This is a genomic window from Serratia marcescens subsp. marcescens ATCC 13880 (assembly GCF_017299535.1).
GTDB classification, from domain to species: Bacteria; Pseudomonadota; Gammaproteobacteria; order Enterobacterales; family Enterobacteriaceae; genus Serratia; species Serratia marcescens.
Genome location: NZ_CP071238.1, coordinates 1,410,677 through 1,426,384, shown reverse-complemented (window position 1 = coordinate 1,426,384; position 15,708 = coordinate 1,410,677). Strand labels below are relative to the sequence as shown.

The following is a 15,708-nucleotide window of genomic DNA, read 5'->3' as shown; positions in this document are numbered from 1 at the left end:
TAACTCCTGAGCATTCAGTAAGATAAGAACCTGTTCCATCACGGTTAAGGTTGCATTTCCCGCGGAGGCAACGTGACCTGGGGGGCAAGTCGTTTATTCAGTTCGTAAACCACGTAAAGCGCGGATAACCAGTTCATAATCGCAATCACGAGGTAGAGCCGCGTTGCATCGACGTGGTTGAGCCCCAGCAAAGAGGCAATGCCAATTTCCAGCGCGTAAAAAACGATATTGATCAGCAATATCCGCAGCCCCTGCCCGGTTTGTTCCAACGCGGTCATCAGTACCAGAACCACCCCCAGACTGAGATAGGACGGCGCAACACAGTTGAGGTAGCGCAACGCCGGAACAATGACGGTTTCATCCCGGGTGAACAGCATCACCAGACGTTCCTGTAACAGAAACACCAGCACGCTGATGACCAGATAAAGTGCGGCGGCGAGCCCTACCCCGGCAAAGAGGATCTGGCGGATACGGGGAAAGTTTTGATCCGCAATCGCGTTATTGGCATGTATCGCCATGGCCGTTCCGAGAGCAATTGCGGGCAGGATGACGAATGACTGGATGCGGAATGCGATGCCAAAACCGGCGATTTCACTGGCGCCATAAAACGACACCAGGTAGTTGAAAGAAAAAAGGAAGCCGAACAACAGCAGAAAACTTCCTGCCACCGGCGCACCAATAAAAGCAATATCATTCAATACCTGTACGGCTTCACGGCGGACGCCAGTGAGTGAGAGCCGGACCCCGCGACTGTACAGCAGTGCACCACCGCTGAGCGTCAGGTAGCTACTGCCAATCAATGCCCCCCAGATAAGGCTCTGGAGCCCCTGATGCCAGTGCGTGGCGGCCAGCCATGTCGCCACCAGGTTAAGCGCGGTGCCGCTAATACCCAGCAGGCTGGCAAAACGATTGAGTCCACGGCCAAATAAGGTCGAGAGAATCAGCGTTGCAAAACCAATCGGAATACCTGCCAGTAACATCGGCAGGATAAACGCCATGACATCGTTCTGACGTTCCGCGGCAATATGGAACAGCCCGGCAATGCCCGACTGGAACAGCCAGACACAGCCGACAAGTAATGTCATCAACACAACCATCGCGCTGAACAGCAATATCAGACGCGTGCCCAGCACCTCACGTGCGTCGCTGTGATTCTGTGAACTGTAACGCAGTGCCGGAATTCGCAACCCTTCGTGGATGGCCATCATTACGTAGTTCAGCGGCAGAAATAACCCTAACGCGTACAGCGTCTGGGGAGCATTCTGGCTGATGACGCCAATGTTGATTAATACCGCCATGGACGATACCAGCATCGTGACCCAGAGCGTGAAGGTGGTGTCCCAGAGCGTGTTCAACAACTTCAACCCCTGATAACGGCGAGCCGGTCGTTGGTTGAGCACAGGATGCATTGCCATCGCGTTTATCCGTTTGTTGGGCTATTTCGCCGGGGAGTGGTAACCCGCTACGATATTCAGACGCTGCATATCGAGGCTGCCTTCCATCCATTCATAACCATGGACATCCGTCGTGGCTTTCTGCAGCCAGGCATCCGTCAGGTAATGAGCGACGCCGGTCAGCAACGGCATACTGCGTGCCACTTTCTCAGCCAGTTCCGTCGCGCACGCTTTGGCCAGAGACACGGCGGCGCCATCAAAAATCTGATCGTCAATACGTTGTGCGGCACGGAGGTTCAGTGCACGAGCGCCGTCTGCCTGGCTTTGCAGCGCGCGATGCAGTTCCCGCGCCGAGGTCGTTTGCAAATACGGCAGCGCATGATCCAGCAGAGCCTGTGCATTACCCAGCGCCATGGCACAAACGCAGGGGCGCATACGATAGAAGGTTTTGATCACGGCATGCATACCGCGCTCCAGAGGGCGGCGGTGCATTCCCAGCACCTGTTCTGGTTTGACGGGCACATTGTCAAAATGCAGGTGGCTCAAACCAGCGCCCTGCAAGCCCGCCAGAGGCAAGAGCTGGCGGAACGTGCCGTTATGCGACAGCGTTTCAGGGGTAAGCATCACCACCACGATGCTGTAGGGGCCCGGACCGGTTCTCACCACGATGGTGCCCATCGTGGCCTCACGGCCATTGCCCACCAGCCATTTTTCCGCCTGAAGGAGATGGTCAGCGTTCAGGCTTGAGGTCGGATTACCGGCATCCGAGCCTTTTTCCGGTTCCGTTACAGCCATGCAAGTACGCGCACGCTGGCCCGAGACGTGGTCAAAGAACTGGTCCTGTTGTTCCGGTGAGCCTAATTCCCGCAGCACGATGCCTGAAAGCGAAGGTCCGGGACAGGAGAGCAATACGCTCGGATCGCCATAAGACAGGCTTTCATACATGCGAGCACGCTCGAAGCAGGTGCTGGTACGATCAGCATAAACTTCATCAAAATACGGCCTGTCCAGATGTGCCAGCACGACATCGCGATCGTTGAGCACGTCCAGAGAGAGAGAACGAAACAGCTGCGCCAGATCCAGCCATTTTTCATCGTAGTGAGTCAGAGCGACTGAACGGTCAAAATTCATCATGGGAGGTTCCGAGATAAATGTGGTTTAACACGGCGAATAAGCTATTCATTTCTACCAGTCCGTGTTGCAGCATTGCCCGACCGCCCGCAGTCTTGATCAAGGCGTCCACCATGCCTTCGATATCAGTCAGCGCCTGCTGCGCCGACCAGTTGTCCAGAACCAGACATTGCTCCAGTAAGTCGTGGTGTTGCATGATCTGGCCGAGGCGCAGGCGTATGGAAGGGACAGACAACAGTGTGGATGATCCCACTTTGCGCTGTGCAGCATGCTCCATCAGGACTTGTGTCCAGCGTCCAATCCACTCCAGCTGGCTGCACACGATTTCGCGCTGCCAGGCAAACAGAGGCGTCCGTTCGTAAAACGAGGCAGAGCCAGCAGCCTGTGGTGGAAGCTGGCACACCACCAGATGATGGCGCGTTATGGCAGCGCTGCTCGGGTATATCTTCAGCGCGGCCGTGTCCTGCCAGTCAGCACCACTTTCTGTAATAAAACTTAACTGTTGATGGGCTAATTGATGTTCTGAAACCACAGCAAATCCGCCGCGCGCAGCGACTTTTTGTCGGTTTGAATAGGCTTTCAGTGATATTTCCTCAGCGTCCCAGGAAAACGGCTGATAATGCTTAGACCCAAAAGGGTAATTAATATCAAACATGATCCACCTCCTGAACTTTCTGTAAAACAGACCATGCCATCCTCAAACTTTCCATATCATGCTCGATAAGTAATACGGTTCGCTTGTTGAGTGGTGCAAGCGTTTCACCTGCGAGTGTCAGTAATGCATTCATCCCTGTGACGTCAGGGCGAAGAAATGCATAGTCTATTGGTAACTCCTGCGAGGTGGTTTCCAGATGAAAACGGAGTTTCTTATAGAAATACCCACTGCGCTGCGTTAACAATACGACATCATCTGTATTGGTATTTGACCGAGTAAGAATGTCGATCAGCAAACCATAGCTATCTTCTAATCTCCCCGAATCCCATTCCGTAATGTGGCCAGAATTAATGAGCTTCCATTGGCTTTCAGGCCGTTTCTCCGCCGTTAATAATGCGGCAACAGAGCAGGATCTTGATGGAACGGGAAAGCCTTGCTCTATATTTCTGGGTATCGTATTTTGCTCCATGCCCAGCAGTAGTATTTTCTGCACACTGCCATTTTTCAGATAACTGCCAGCAACGTTTAATGCTGTGGCTGAGGCCAGACTGCCGTTATCACAGATATCAAAAGAATGACCGTTTATTTTATAACGATCCATAAAATACGGACCGAAGGCAGAGTAGTCGGGATCGAACTCAGGCGTCCAGTAGCAGAACATCGCCATATCAACGCCATCAAGGGCTTGACCCTTTTCCACATCCTGCAACACCGCGTCGCCCAACTCCGTATAGGAATACTGGTCCCCCTCAAGCAACGTTGATTCGGTGAGGACATCCTGCGCTATTCGGTGCAAATCTTTCTGGTAAATGGTAAATCGGTCTCTGGGCATTCGTCTTAATTCACGCCTGTCCATGACCTTATAAAAAACCTGATTTATATAGTACATATCATGCTGTTTCCTCTAACCGCGCATTCACATAGTCACAGATGGATCCAATTGTTTCTACGTGATGCCCTTCAAGGGTATTAGCATCAATAGTGAAATTGTCGACATTATCTTCAAGAGACATTAGAAAGGTCAGTGTAGCCATTGAGTCAAGACCTAAATCGTCACGCAAGGATGTCGATTCATTTAACTCGTCGAGGGATTCGATATTTAGCTCTTTCGCCAGAATATTTTTGATAGTTACGATCAGTTCCACATTATTAGACATAATATCCCCAAGGATTGCACACAAGTGAGAAGAGTGACAGTCAGGACACCCCATTTACAGATTAGACTTTTAATTAAAAATTCTGATGCCATTAACTAACGAAATTATTACATTACAACGAAAGCATGATGATAAAAGTGTTTCAAACTAAAGTATGATGGAGGATCGGGGGGGGGGTAGATCATGACCACACCATCCCTGTAATTATTTACCCCTGAGATTTCCCAAAGCTAAAATTTAATTTTTCCATATAGAATGAGCAGTAAATTAATGTCAGTAAATCTAAATTTTATGAGCAAACTTCAACCTCAGTCTCATGGCGAAAAAAGATACATAAAAAAAACACCTTGGTCAACATCATGATCACGTTTTTATAACTTAAATTACTTGGCGATCACAAAAAAACAACAACCCAAAAAACATACCGACGACCACATTAAACCTAAAAAACCATAAAAAACGAATACAATATGAATTCAATAAAAATAACTAATTAGCTAATTATATTTAATATCAAATATCCTGATTACATTTTTATTACCTCTCATTTCCAAACTAAATGTTTTAAAAAAAGCGCGGCAAACACTATCGAATCGTTCTTATGAAGAAATAGACCATGTACCGGCTACCTCCCTGACGGATCCCTCCTTATGCCGGTTCTGTCGCATAATGGGTCTTTGTTGAATAAATCGAACTTTTAGGTGACTGACGGCTCTGATCGCTACATTCGTTTCAATATCAAGTCACCATGGCAAAGCAAAAATTGAAAATCACCAACTGGCCCACCAACAACAAAAGTGCTAAGGCACCGCGGTTCGCTGGCGGTCTGGCTTGATGAGTCAGCCATTGCGGCATGGACTGAGCATGCACAGCCTGAAGGTCTTTGGCGAGGGCGAATGGAAAGTCAGACAGCATGGGGGCTGACAGACGCCGGGTGCGGCGCAAGTTGGGACGAGTCGGCGATCGGGTTAGCGTACGGATGCCGGGCGGCGAACTGCAGATCGCCTTCAGCGGCGATTTTCAGGTCAGCATGCGCGGACCGGTGCATAAAATCGCCACCCTGACGCTGGACGAAGATTGTTTTGCCGGCGGCGCGGGGCTGTTTACGGGATCCACCCCAGCAGCCTGAACCACAGATAATCCAACGGCACCAGCAGTGCGAAGCTGAGCGCGGCCAACAGCAGGCACAGCTTCAGCCCTTCTCGCGCCGGTACTTTGCCCATCCCCATTGCCACCACGATCGGCGAGGCCTGATACGGCAGCAGCGGCGTGGCATAACCGATCACCTGGGTCATCAACACCGTCAGCAGCGGCAGGCCGCTGCCTGCGGACAACGCCTGTGCCAGCGGGGTAAACAGCGCCGGCACGCCGTTGGCGGTCACCACGAAATTCAGCAACGCGGTGATCCCCACCAGCGAACCGAATGCGGTGAACGGCTTGCCGTGCAGATCCGGCATCATCGCCAGCAGCGCACCGCCCAGCCGATCGCCAAGGCCGGAGTGGCTGACCAGCGCGGTCAGCCCCAGAATCCCCGCCACGTAAATGCAGGTGCGCACGTTAACCCCGGCGGCGAACTGCTCACCGTTGAGAAAACCGATGCGCGGCAGCAGGCAGACGCAGGCCGCCGCCAACCCGATCCAGGCGGGGGCAATGCCGTGCCAGCTGTCGGACATCCACAGCAACACCGTAATGCCCAACAGCGCGATCAGCCGCCACTCGGCGGCGCTGAGCGGCGTTTGCCCCGCCTCGGCCACCACCGGTTGCGGCCGCGCACGGAACAGGCCGCAGATGCATAGCGTCAACAATGCGCCTTTGGCCAACCCGAGCACCGGGGCATGCAACAGCAGATAAGAGAGATAAGCGAAGTGGCTGCCGTAGGCGCTTTCCGCCGCGCCGCTCATCACCAGGTTGGGCACGTTGGCCGGCAAAATGCTGGCGGAGAGCTGGAAGGTGCCGAACCCCACCGCCAGCGCCAAACCGATGCGGCCGCGCGTGCCTTCCGCCAGACCGGCGCGATCGGCCAATGCCATGACGATCGGCATCAGCAGCGTAATGCGCCCCATGTTGGAGGGCATGACAAACGCCAGCGCGTAGCTTATCGCCACCACGCCGCCCACCAGACGGGGCCAGGAACCGGCCAGGTGCGGCAAGAGCCGGTTGGCCAGGCGATCCGCCAAGCCGGTGCTGCGGATGGCGGTGCCCAGCACGAAGCCGCTGAGCACCAGCCAGAATGCGGAAGACGCGAAACCGGAAAAGGTCACCGCGGCGGGCGCCAGCTGCAACACCATCACCGCCGCAAAGAACAGCAGCGCGACCAAATACTCCGGTAAGCGGGCACTGACCCATAGCGCGATGACCACCAGCGTGACCAGCGCAGACAGCGCCATCGGATCCGCCAACATAGTTTTCCTCCCTGATAAAACGTTGTGATTGTTATCAAACGGTTAACAGGGTGACACAAGGCGCGGGCGCTAACCTTGAAACCGCTCACATATCGTCGTTCTGCAGATTTTTCAGCATGCACACATTACAGCCGTGGTGGCCGGTATTGCCGCGCCGTTCCGTCAGCAGCGTGAAACCCAGCGCGTAATACAGCCCAATCGCCTCTTTCAACTGTTCGGTGGTTTCCAGATAGCAGTAGCGATACCCTGCCGCCCGCGCCGCCTTCAGCGCCTGCACCACCATATAGCGCGCCATGCCCAACCCACGCACACCGGGTTTGAAGAACAGTTTTTGCAGTTCGCAATAGCCGGGCTCTTCGCCCGCCAGCGGCGCCATGCCGACGCCCCCCACCACCTGCCCGTCCCGCTCCAGCACCCAGTAGCGGCCACCGTTGTCCCGATACAGGCCGGTCAGCCGATCGAGATCCGGATCGTGCAGGCTGACCCCTTCCATCTTGTCCATGCCATACTCGCGAAACACGTCGCGAATGATCGCCGCCATCGCCGCATCGTCGCGCGCGGCAATCGGCCGCACCCGCAGGTTGGCGTCGCGCTGTTTGCGCGCGCTGCGCAGCGCCGCGGTCATCTTTTTCATCGCCGCAGTGGTACTCGCCAGCTCATCGTCGTCCAACTGCGCCAGCGCCGCCTGCATAAAACCGTCGGCGTCGCTCTCGATGCCGGCCAGCGCCTTACCGCCCTTTTTACTCAGCCGATGCAGGTTGTGCCGCTTGTCATCCGGATGATCCACCGTTTCTATCACGCCGGCGGCCACCAGGCTGCGCAGCGCCCGGCTGGCGCTGGCCTTGTCGATGCAAAGCCGGGCCGCCAGCTCGGTGACGCCCAGCGGCTGCTCGCTGACTTCGATCATCAGATGGATCTGCAGCGGCGAAAAGCGCGAGCCGTTGCTCTGCTTGTTCAACATGCCGAATTCTCTGACCAAACTGCGCGCCAATGCTCTGAAATCCCTGATGTTCACGGCGTTATGCTCCCCTGTACTTCCACCTTCACGCTGCGTTGGATGGATTATTGGTTGATAGTGTTACCTAATTTAGAACATAACGATAACGCATAAACAATTGCGAATGAATAACCAACGGGGCATCTGAATATGTCAAAACATTTCATTAACCAGAATTTAAAGCCATTTAATTTATTATTTTAGAAACTAAAATCCAAATTAATATTTAAAATTAAAATAAAAAACCAATGAAAATGGGAGTAAAAACATCAAAATTTGACAGAACAAAAAATAAAGCAAATATCTATTTGAAAAATAGTTAATAAAAACTAAAACGTGAAAACTTGATAGCAGCAACTTAATCGCTATCCCGTCAATATCGGTTACATATTTACGCCTGCCTTCGCGCGCCTCCCTGCGCCATTGTCCCTTTTGCCAAAAGTAGCCCATGCTTTAACTGCACCTCTCCTTCTGGCTAACCGGGACGCTGGCTCATGACGAAAAAAACCACCCTGCTGCAATTCTTCCACTGGTACTACCCCGACGGCGGCAAACTGTGGCAGGAGGCCGCCGAGCGCGCCCCGCACCTGGCCGAACTGGGCATCACCGATCTGTGGCTGCCCCCCGCCTGCAAGGGCGCTTCCGGCGGCTACTCCGTCGGCTACGACACCTACGATCTGTTCGATTTGGGCGAATTTGACCAGAAAGGCAGCGTGGCCACCAAATACGGCGACAAGGCGGCGCTGGAACATGCCGCCACTACGCTGCGCGAACACGGCGTGGGGGTGATCTACGACGTGGTGTTCAACCACAAGCTCGGCGCGGACGAAAAAGAACGGGTACACGTATTCAAGGTGGACGCCAACAACCGCAACGATATCGACGACCAGGGCTTCGACGCGCTGGCCTACACCCGCTTCACCTTTCCCGGTCGCCAGGGCGTGCATTCCGAGTTTATCTGGGATTACAAATGCTTCAGCGGCGTCGACTATGTTGAGCAGCCGGACGACAAAGGGGTGTTTAAAATCGCCAACGACTACGGCGACGACGGCTGGAACGATCAGGTCGACGACGAGAAAGGCAACTACGACTACCTGATGGGCGCCGACGTGGAGTTCCGCAACGCCGCGGTGACGGAGGAACTCAAATACTGGGCGCGCTGGCTGCTGGACACGCTGCCGTGCGACGGCTTTCGCCTTGACGCCGCCAAACACATTCCCGCCTGGTTCTTCAAAGAGTGGGCGGATCACGTGCGCGGCAGCGCGCAGCGCGACCTGTTTATCGTTGCCGAATACTGGTCGCACGATCTCGGCGCGCTGCAACAATATATCGAGTTGGTGGACGGCAAGGTGATGCTGTTCGACGTGGCGCTGCACCTGAAGTTTCATCAGGCGTCGAAACAGGGCGACGGCTTCGACATGGCGCAGATCTTCACCGATACCCTGACCGCCGCCGATCCGGCCCACGCGGTGACGCTGGTCGCCAACCACGATACCCAGCCGCTGCAATCGCTGGAAGCGCCGGTGGAACCCTGGTTCAAACCGCTGGCCTATGCGCTGATCCTGCTGCGCGAACAGGGCGTGCCCTGCGTGTTTTACCCCGACCTGTATGGCGCCAGCTACCGCGACAAGGGGCGCGACGGCGGCGAATACCAGATCGACATGCCGGCGATCCCGGAGCTGGAGAAGCTGATCGCCGCCCGCCAGCGCTTCGCCAACGGCCCGCAAACCGACTACTTCGACGACAGCCACTGCGTGGCCTTCAGCCGCGCCGGCACCGCCGAGGCCCCCGGCTGCGTGGTGGTGCTGACCAACGGCGGCGAGAGCGGCAAGACGGTCGCGCTGGGCGCCGATTTGGCGCACACCGCCTGGCGCGATTTCCTCGGTAATCGCCAGGAGGAAATCACCACCGACGACCAGGGCAGCGCCCATTTCCCGGTTAACGCCGGCAGCGTCAGCGTCTGGGTGCCGACAGGCAGCCTGTGAACGCCCGCCGCCGCGCAATGATGCCGCGGCGGCAAAACTAATGTTTGCCTTTCGGGTCTAACTTACGCTATCAACTGCGCAAGCCATTCACACCGGAGCCTAAATAGGGTACAAGGCTGCATGAAAATTCCAAAACGACTCCAGCCGCTGGTGGATGACGGGTTAATCGACGACGTCATCCGCCGGTTGAAAAGCGGCAAAGAAGCCGACGTGTTTATCGTGCGCTGCGGCGATGAGATCCGCTGCGCCAAAGTGTACAAAGAGGCCGAGAAGCGCAACTTCAAGCAGGCGGTTCACTATCAGGAAGGGCGCAAGGTGCGCAACAGCCGCGACGCGCGCGCCATGAGCAAAGGCTCCAAATTCGGCCGCCAGCAGCAGGAAGAAGCCTGGCAAAACACCGAAGTGGACGCGCTGTATCTGCTGGCCAAGGCCGGGGTGCGGGTGCCGCAGCCGGATATCTGCCTGGACGGCGTGCTGCTGATGGAGCTGATTACCGACGAAGAAGGTCTGGTGGCGCCGCGCCTGAGCGATGTCATCCTGACGCCGGAACAGGCGCGCGCCGATCACGCCCTGATGATGAATTACGCGGTGCGCATGCTGTGCGCCGGGCTGGTGCACGGCGACCTGTCGGAATTCAACGTGCTGATGGATAAAGACGGGCCGGTGATCATCGATCTGCCGCAGGTGGTGGACGCCGCCGCCAACAATCACGCCAAAAGCATGTTCGAGCGCGATATCAACAATTTGGCGGAATATTATGGCCAATTCGCGCCGGAACTGCGCGACAGCCAATACGCCAAAGAGATTTGGGCGCTGTATCAGGAAGGCAATCTGACGCCGGACAGCGCCCTCAGCGGCCGGTTCAGCGAAATCCAGAAGCGCGCCGATGTCGGCTCGGTGCTGGAAGAGATCCAGGCCGCCAGCGAGGAACACCAGCGCCGCCTCATGGCGCGCAACGCGGAAGAGTAACGCGCCGCGCTATTCGACGCGAAACACCTCCGGCCGCTGCGGCGTCGCCGCCTCGTGATAGATATCCCCCAGATAGCCGGCGATCTCCTCTTCGCGCAGATCGGCCGGCAACACGATATCGTGGCTGGGGGCATATTTGCGCTCCGGCAGCGTCACGCGGAACAGCCGCCATTCGTCCCCGATGCGCTTCACGCCCAGCAGACGGCCGAACACGTTAAAAATCATCATCCGCCATTCCCCCTCTCGTCGCTTTCAGGCTATAACACTGTGATGCCGCCTCAGTGAAAAGGAAAGCGTATGAGTGAAAAAACGCCGCAGTTCTGGCGCGATCCGCAGTTGCCGTTCGTCGAAGCCCGCGCCATCGCGGATGGCCGCCAGGCGTGTTACAGCCTGCACAGCCACGAATTCTTTTCCATCGGTGCCATCACCGGCGGCGTCAGCACCTATGTCAACGGCGAGCGGCGCATGCAGGTCAGCGCCGGCGATCTGGTGATCATCAACCCGCAGCAGGCGCACGCCTGTAATCCGATCGCCGACCGCAATTGGTCGTACATCATGTTCTATCTCGATCTCGCCTGGATCGGCGCGCTGCAGCAGGAGCTGCTCGGCGGCGAAGGCGAGCGTTTTGTTCCGTTCAGCCAGCCGCTCAGTCGCGATCCGGCGCTGTTCCACGGCCTGAATCGCCTTTATGCGCTGCTGACGGATCCGCTGTGCAGCGCGCTGGAAAAACAGATCGCCATGGTGGAGTATTTCAGCGCCCTGCAGCTCGGGCTGGGCGATGTCCGCCAGCCGGAGACGCCGCCGCATAGCCGACTGGAAGCGGCGGCGGCGTTTATCGACGCGCACTGCACCCAGCCGCTGACGCTGGACGACATTTGCCGCGCCGCCGCGCTCTCCCCTTCTTACCTGATCCGCGCCTTCCGCCAGCGTTACGGCATGACGCCGCACGCCTATCTGATCAACCGCCGCGTGCAGCACGGCCATCGGTTATTGAAAAGCGGCCTGCCGATCGCCGCGGCCGCCAGCGAAAGCGGCTTTGCCGATCAGGCGCACTTTCAGCGCACCTTCAAACAGCTGTTGGCCGCCACGCCCGGCCAGTATCAAAAACCCTCCGCCAACAGATAACAAGCGCTGGCCGCCAGCAACGCCGCCATCGCGCGATTAAAGCGTTGTACGTTGCGCGCCTGCCTGAGCAGGCCGCGCAGCATCGCGCCGACATAGGCCCAGCAGGCTACCGAGGCATAGCAAATCACGAAGTAGAGCCCGGCGAACTGCCATAGCAACAGCATGTCGCCATCGCCGACAAAGGCGCCGAGGCTGGCCACCGACGCCAGCCATGCCTTGGGATTCAGCCATTGCATCAGCGCGCCGTACCAGCAGGAAGGCGCCTGCGCCGCGCCGTTGCCCAGTCTGCCGTCGTCAAACGCCAGCCGATAGGCCATAAACAGCAGAAAAGCCACGCCGGCCCACTGGATCAAGCGGGTCAGCCCCGGCCACAGGATCAGCAGCTGGTGCATGCCCAAACCCAGCAGCACCAGCAACAGGGTAAACCCCAGCGTGGCGCCGAACACATGGCGTTGGGTCGCGCCAAAACCGAATTGCGCCCCGGCGCTCAATGCGACGATGTTGACCGGGCCAGGGGTGATGGAAGCCGCCAGCGCAAACGCGGCCATGGAAAGGTAGATATTCATGATGGACACCTGAGAAAATATTCACAGGCGCCAGAATGCCGACCGCCGCCGACACCGTATTGAACAGAATTACCCTGTTCGGTTTAGCGCACGGCGACGGCCCGGCGGCGCGGCAGCCCGAAGGTGTTGACCGCCATGCCGGCCAGCACCAGCAATGCGCCGCCGAACTGCGCCGGCGACAACGCTTCGTCCAGCAGCAGCCAGGCGGCGAACAGCCCGACCAGCGGCACCAGCAGCGTCAGCGGCGCAACGCGCCAGGTTTCATAGCGCCCCAGCAAGCTGCCCCACACCGAATAACCGAACAGCGTGGCGGCGAACGCCAGATAGGCCACCGCCAGCCACGTGCCAACCTGCACATGGCTCAGGCTGCTCAGCACCACCTCAGGGCCGTCGAACAGCCAGCTGCAGGCCAGGAACGGCACGACCGGGATCGGCGCGCTCCACACCACCAGCGATAAAATATTACGCTGCGGGAAACCGGCCAGGATCTTCTTGTTGGTCAGGTTACCCAGCGCCCAGGAAAACGCCGCCGCCAGCGTCAGCAACAGGCCCGCCAGGGGGACCGCGCCGCTGCCCGGCTTATGCAGGCTGGCCTGCGCCAGCACCAGCATGCCGCCGCTGGCGATAGCGATGCCGACGAAATGGTTGACCCGCAGCTTTTCGCCCATCAGCACGACGCCCAACAGCAGGGTGAAGAACACCTGCGCCTGCAGCACCAGCGAGGCCAGCCCCGCCGGCATGCCCACCTTGATGGCGACGAACAAAAACGCGAACTGCGCGAAGCTCATGGTCATGCCGTACAGCAGCAGCCATTTCCACGGGATCGTCGGGCGCGGGATAAAGAAGATCGCCGGCAACGCCACCAGCAAAAAACGCATCCCGGCCAGCAGAAACGGCGGCATGCCCTGTAAACCGAACTTGATCACGACGAAATTCACGCCCCAGATCACCACCACCAACAGCGCCAACAGCCGATCGCGCAATGTCATCCTCGCCCCGCTTATCCCATTGAAAATTCGCTTTGCCTTGCAGATTACAACCAAACCGGGGACATGGACACCGGCAAACGCCGGCGCTTATTCCGGCATCAGGCCGATAAAGGTGGTCTTCTTGCGCGGGCCGGTCATCAGCGCTTCCAGCTTCGCCACGCACTGCAGGTAGTGCGGGGTCTGCTTGTGCGCCGCCACCGCCTGCTCGTCGCGATAGGCTTCGTAGATGTAAAACCGCGTCGGGATCTGTTCATCCTGCAGCACATCGAAGCGCAGGTTGCCCGGCTCTTCGATCGCGCCCAGGTGATTGGCGCGGAAAACATCGATAAATTCGTCGATTTTGTCTTGTTTAACGTTGATCTCAACCAATGTGACGTGCATGACAACTCCTTGTTTAAACGGCGCGCCGTAACATGGCGCTTTCCAACCATAGGTTTATTCCCGTCGATTGCCCTGCCGCAACGGCAATTTTGCCGCCTGGCTCACAAATCGCGTCGGCGACGCCCACTCCTCCCCCGGCGGGGTAAGGCGGCGGCATCTATAGTTAACACTCCTCCCCCTGAGAGCATAGGCTATGGATAACTACTTGATGGCGCTGGACGCAGGAACGGGCAGCATTCGCGCGGTGATCTTCGATCTGGCGGGTAACCAGATCGCGCACGGCCAGGCGGAGTGGCAACACCTGGCGGTGCCGGGCGTGCCCGGCTCGATGGAGTTTGACCTCAGCCGCAACTGGCAGCTGGCCTGCCAGTGCATCCGCCAGGCGATGCAACGCGCAGGCTTGAGCGCTCAGGCGATCCGCGCGGTGGCCTGCTGCTCGATGCGTGAAGGCATCGTGCTGTACGACCGCAACGGCGTGCCGATCTGGGCCTGCGCCAACGTCGACGCTCGCGCCAGCCACGAAGTCAGCGAGCTGAAAGAGCTGCACAACCACGGCTTCGAACGCGAGGTGTACCAGCACTCCGGCCAGACGCTGGCACTGAGCGCCATGCCGCGCCTGCTTTGGCTGGCGCACCATCGGCCGGACATCTACCGCCAGGCGGCGACGCTGACCATGATCAGCGACTGGCTGGCCAACATGCTGAGCGGTGAACTGGCGGTCGATCCTTCCAACGCCGGCACCACCGGCATGCTGGATCTGACCAGCCGCGACTGGCGGCCGGCGTTGCTCGACTTGGCCGGGCTGCGCGCCGATATTCTGTCGCCGGTGAAAGAGACCGGCAGCGTGCTGGGGCGCGTCACCGAGCAGGCGGCGCAGGAGAGCGGGCTGCTGCGCGGCACCCCGGTGGTGATGGGCGGCGGCGACGTGCAGCTCGGCAGCCTGGGGCTCGGCATCGTGCGCGCCGGGCAGACGGCGGTGCTCGGCGGCACCTTTTGGCAGCAAATCGTCAACCTGCCGGAGCCGGCCATCGATCCGGAGATGAACATCCGCATCAACCCCCACGTCATTCCCGGCATGGCGCAGGCGGAATCCATCAGCTTCTTTACCGGCCTGACCATGCGCTGGTTCCGCGACGCCTTCTGCGCGGAAGAAAAATTGCTGGCGGAGCGGCTGGGGATCGACGCCTACAGCCTGCTGGAAGAGATGGCGGCCAGAGTGCCGCCGGGCGCCTACGGCGTGATGCCGATTTTCTCCGACGCCATGCATTTCAAAACCTGGTATCACGCGGCGCCGTCGTTCATCAACATGTCGATCGACCCGGAGCGCTGCAACAAACAGACGCTGTTCCGCGCGCTGGAGGAGAATGCCGCCATCGTCTCCGCCTGCAATCTGGAACAGATCGCCGCCTTCTCCGGCGTGCAGGCCCGTTCGCTGGTGTTCGCCGGCGGCGGCGCCAAGGGCAAGCTGTGGAGCCAGATCCTCAGCGACGTCACCGGGCTGACGGTGCGGGTGCCGGTGGTGAAAGAGGCCACCGCGCTGGGCTGCGCGATCGCCGCCGGCGTCGGCGCCGGGCTGTACGAATCACTGGCCGAAACCGGCGAGCGCCTGGTGCGCTGGGAGCGCGAGCATCAGCCGGACATGACCCACCACGCGCTGTATCAGGAACAGAAAGAAACCTGGCGGCGGGTCTACGCCGATCAGTTGACGCTGGTGGACAACGGCCTGACCACCTCGCTGTGGAAAGCGCCGGGGCTATAAGCGCCACGCGGCATTCGGTCATAACCTTATGCCGTTTTATTCCTTTCTCTTAGGCGCGGCGCAAGCCGCGTTTTCACTCGCCGCCGCGATTGTTTCCTCTCAGAAACAGTGTAACCACCGCAGATGGATTTATCTGCGCCTTCGGCCTGCCGTAGATTGTGACTTCGGTCACACCGTGCCCCGCGCACGGCCTGCGCA

General features: G+C 58.1%; 15 protein-coding genes and 2 pseudogenes. 6 read left to right on the top strand and 11 right to left on the bottom strand.

Translation table 11 applies throughout. From position 1 onward, the window contains the following. Window positions 1-44: 44 nt before the first annotated feature. Genes J0F90_RS06755 through J0F90_RS06735 form a run of 5 tightly spaced genes read right to left on the bottom strand, consistent with a single transcriptional unit; the run spans window position 45 to window position 4,337 of the window. Complete coding sequence (locus J0F90_RS06755) at window positions 45-1,415, bottom strand: MATE family efflux transporter (RefSeq protein WP_033640990.1); 1,371 nt, start codon at window positions 1,413-1,415, stop codon at window positions 45-47. 21 nt (window positions 1,416-1,436) lie between these two features. Continuing rightward, window positions 1,437-2,528, bottom strand: coding sequence for an acyl-CoA dehydrogenase family protein (locus J0F90_RS06750; protein ID WP_227944645.1), 1,092 nt, complete (start codon window positions 2,526-2,528; stop codon window positions 1,437-1,439). Continuing rightward, on the bottom strand, window positions 2,515-3,180 hold the full coding sequence (locus J0F90_RS06745) for a hypothetical protein (protein ID WP_033640991.1): 666 nt from the start codon (window positions 3,178-3,180) through the stop codon (window positions 2,515-2,517). The genes J0F90_RS06750 and J0F90_RS06745 overlap by 14 nt, the downstream gene beginning before the upstream one ends. After that, on the bottom strand, window positions 3,173-4,069 hold the full coding sequence (locus J0F90_RS06740) for a hypothetical protein (RefSeq protein WP_033640992.1): 897 nt from the start codon (window positions 4,067-4,069) through the stop codon (window positions 3,173-3,175). The genes J0F90_RS06745 and J0F90_RS06740 overlap by 8 nt, the downstream gene beginning before the upstream one ends. A 1-nt stretch (window position 4,070) precedes the next feature. After that, window positions 4,071-4,337, bottom strand: a complete 267-nt coding sequence (locus J0F90_RS06735) for an acyl carrier protein (protein WP_033640993.1) — start codon at window positions 4,335-4,337, stop codon at window positions 4,071-4,073. Window positions 4,338-5,085: 748 nt separating this feature from the next. On the opposite strand from J0F90_RS06735, the pseudogene J0F90_RS06730 reads away from it, so the two are divergent. Together J0F90_RS06730 and J0F90_RS06725 are read left to right on the top strand one after the other, a co-directional pair. Further along, a pseudogene (locus tag J0F90_RS06730) lies at window positions 5,086-5,233 on the top strand (IS5/IS1182 family transposase); the annotation flags it as partial. Further along, window positions 5,214-5,466 (top strand): annotated as a pseudogene (locus J0F90_RS06725) (hypothetical protein); the annotation flags it as partial. The pseudogenes J0F90_RS06730 and J0F90_RS06725, both read left to right, overlap by 20 nt. Here the strand turns inward: J0F90_RS06725 and J0F90_RS06720 are convergent. Both J0F90_RS06720 and J0F90_RS06715 read right to left on the bottom strand, forming a co-directional pair. After that, entirely contained in the window at window positions 5,441-6,739 is a 1,299-nt protein-coding gene (locus J0F90_RS06720; RefSeq protein ID WP_033640994.1) for an SLC13 family permease, read from the bottom strand. The pseudogene J0F90_RS06725 and the gene J0F90_RS06720 sit on opposite strands and share 26 nt — an antisense overlap. An 85-nt stretch (window positions 6,740-6,824) precedes the next feature. Then, window positions 6,825-7,730: a bifunctional helix-turn-helix transcriptional regulator/GNAT family N-acetyltransferase gene (locus J0F90_RS06715; RefSeq protein WP_033640995.1), complete on the bottom strand. Its 906-nt coding sequence runs from the start codon at window positions 7,728-7,730 to the stop codon at window positions 6,825-6,827. Window positions 7,731-8,230: 500 nt separating this feature from the next. Here J0F90_RS06715 and amyA point away from each other — a divergent pair, with 500 nt between their 5' ends. After that, window positions 8,231-9,721, top strand: coding sequence for an alpha-amylase (gene amyA / locus J0F90_RS06710; RefSeq protein WP_016928608.1), 1,491 nt, complete (start codon window positions 8,231-8,233; stop codon window positions 9,719-9,721). Window positions 9,722-9,841: 120 nt separating this feature from the next. Continuing rightward, on the top strand, window positions 9,842-10,690 hold the full coding sequence (locus J0F90_RS06705) for a PA4780 family RIO1-like protein kinase (RefSeq protein ID WP_016928609.1): 849 nt from the start codon (window positions 9,842-9,844) through the stop codon (window positions 10,688-10,690). 9 nt (window positions 10,691-10,699) lie between these two features. Here the strand turns inward: J0F90_RS06705 and J0F90_RS06700 are convergent, their stop codons facing one another. Continuing rightward, window positions 10,700-10,918 (bottom strand): DUF7661 family protein, encoded by a 219-nt coding sequence (locus tag J0F90_RS06700; RefSeq protein WP_016928610.1) that lies wholly within the window; start codon window positions 10,916-10,918, stop codon window positions 10,700-10,702. 69 nt (window positions 10,919-10,987) lie between these two features. Here J0F90_RS06700 and J0F90_RS06695 point away from each other — a divergent pair, with 69 nt between their 5' ends. Continuing rightward, entirely contained in the window at window positions 10,988-11,815 is an 828-nt protein-coding gene (locus tag J0F90_RS06695) for an AraC family transcriptional regulator (RefSeq protein ID WP_033640996.1), read from the top strand. Here the strand turns inward: J0F90_RS06695 and J0F90_RS06690 are convergent. The 3 genes from J0F90_RS06690 to lsrG all read right to left on the bottom strand — a co-directional run bounded on the left by J0F90_RS06690 (window position 11,791) and on the right by lsrG (window position 13,751). After that, window positions 11,791-12,381, bottom strand: a complete 591-nt coding sequence (locus J0F90_RS06690) for a LysE family translocator (protein ID WP_033640997.1) — start codon at window positions 12,379-12,381, stop codon at window positions 11,791-11,793. The genes J0F90_RS06695 and J0F90_RS06690 overlap by 25 nt on opposite strands. 83 nt (window positions 12,382-12,464) lie before the next feature. Next, complete coding sequence (locus tag J0F90_RS06685; protein WP_004939557.1) at window positions 12,465-13,370, bottom strand: O-acetylserine/cysteine exporter; 906 nt, start codon at window positions 13,368-13,370, stop codon at window positions 12,465-12,467. An 87-nt stretch (window positions 13,371-13,457) separates the two neighbouring features. After that, window positions 13,458-13,751 (bottom strand): (4S)-4-hydroxy-5-phosphonooxypentane-2,3-dione isomerase, encoded by a 294-nt coding sequence (gene lsrG / locus J0F90_RS06680; RefSeq protein ID WP_033640998.1) that lies wholly within the window; start codon window positions 13,749-13,751, stop codon window positions 13,458-13,460. A gap of 193 nt (window positions 13,752-13,944) precedes the next feature. Here lsrG and lsrK point away from each other — a divergent pair, with 193 nt between their 5' ends. Then, complete coding sequence (lsrK, locus tag J0F90_RS06675) at window positions 13,945-15,510, top strand: autoinducer-2 kinase (RefSeq protein WP_033640999.1); 1,566 nt, start codon at window positions 13,945-13,947, stop codon at window positions 15,508-15,510. Window positions 15,511-15,708: the final 198 nt, after the last annotated feature.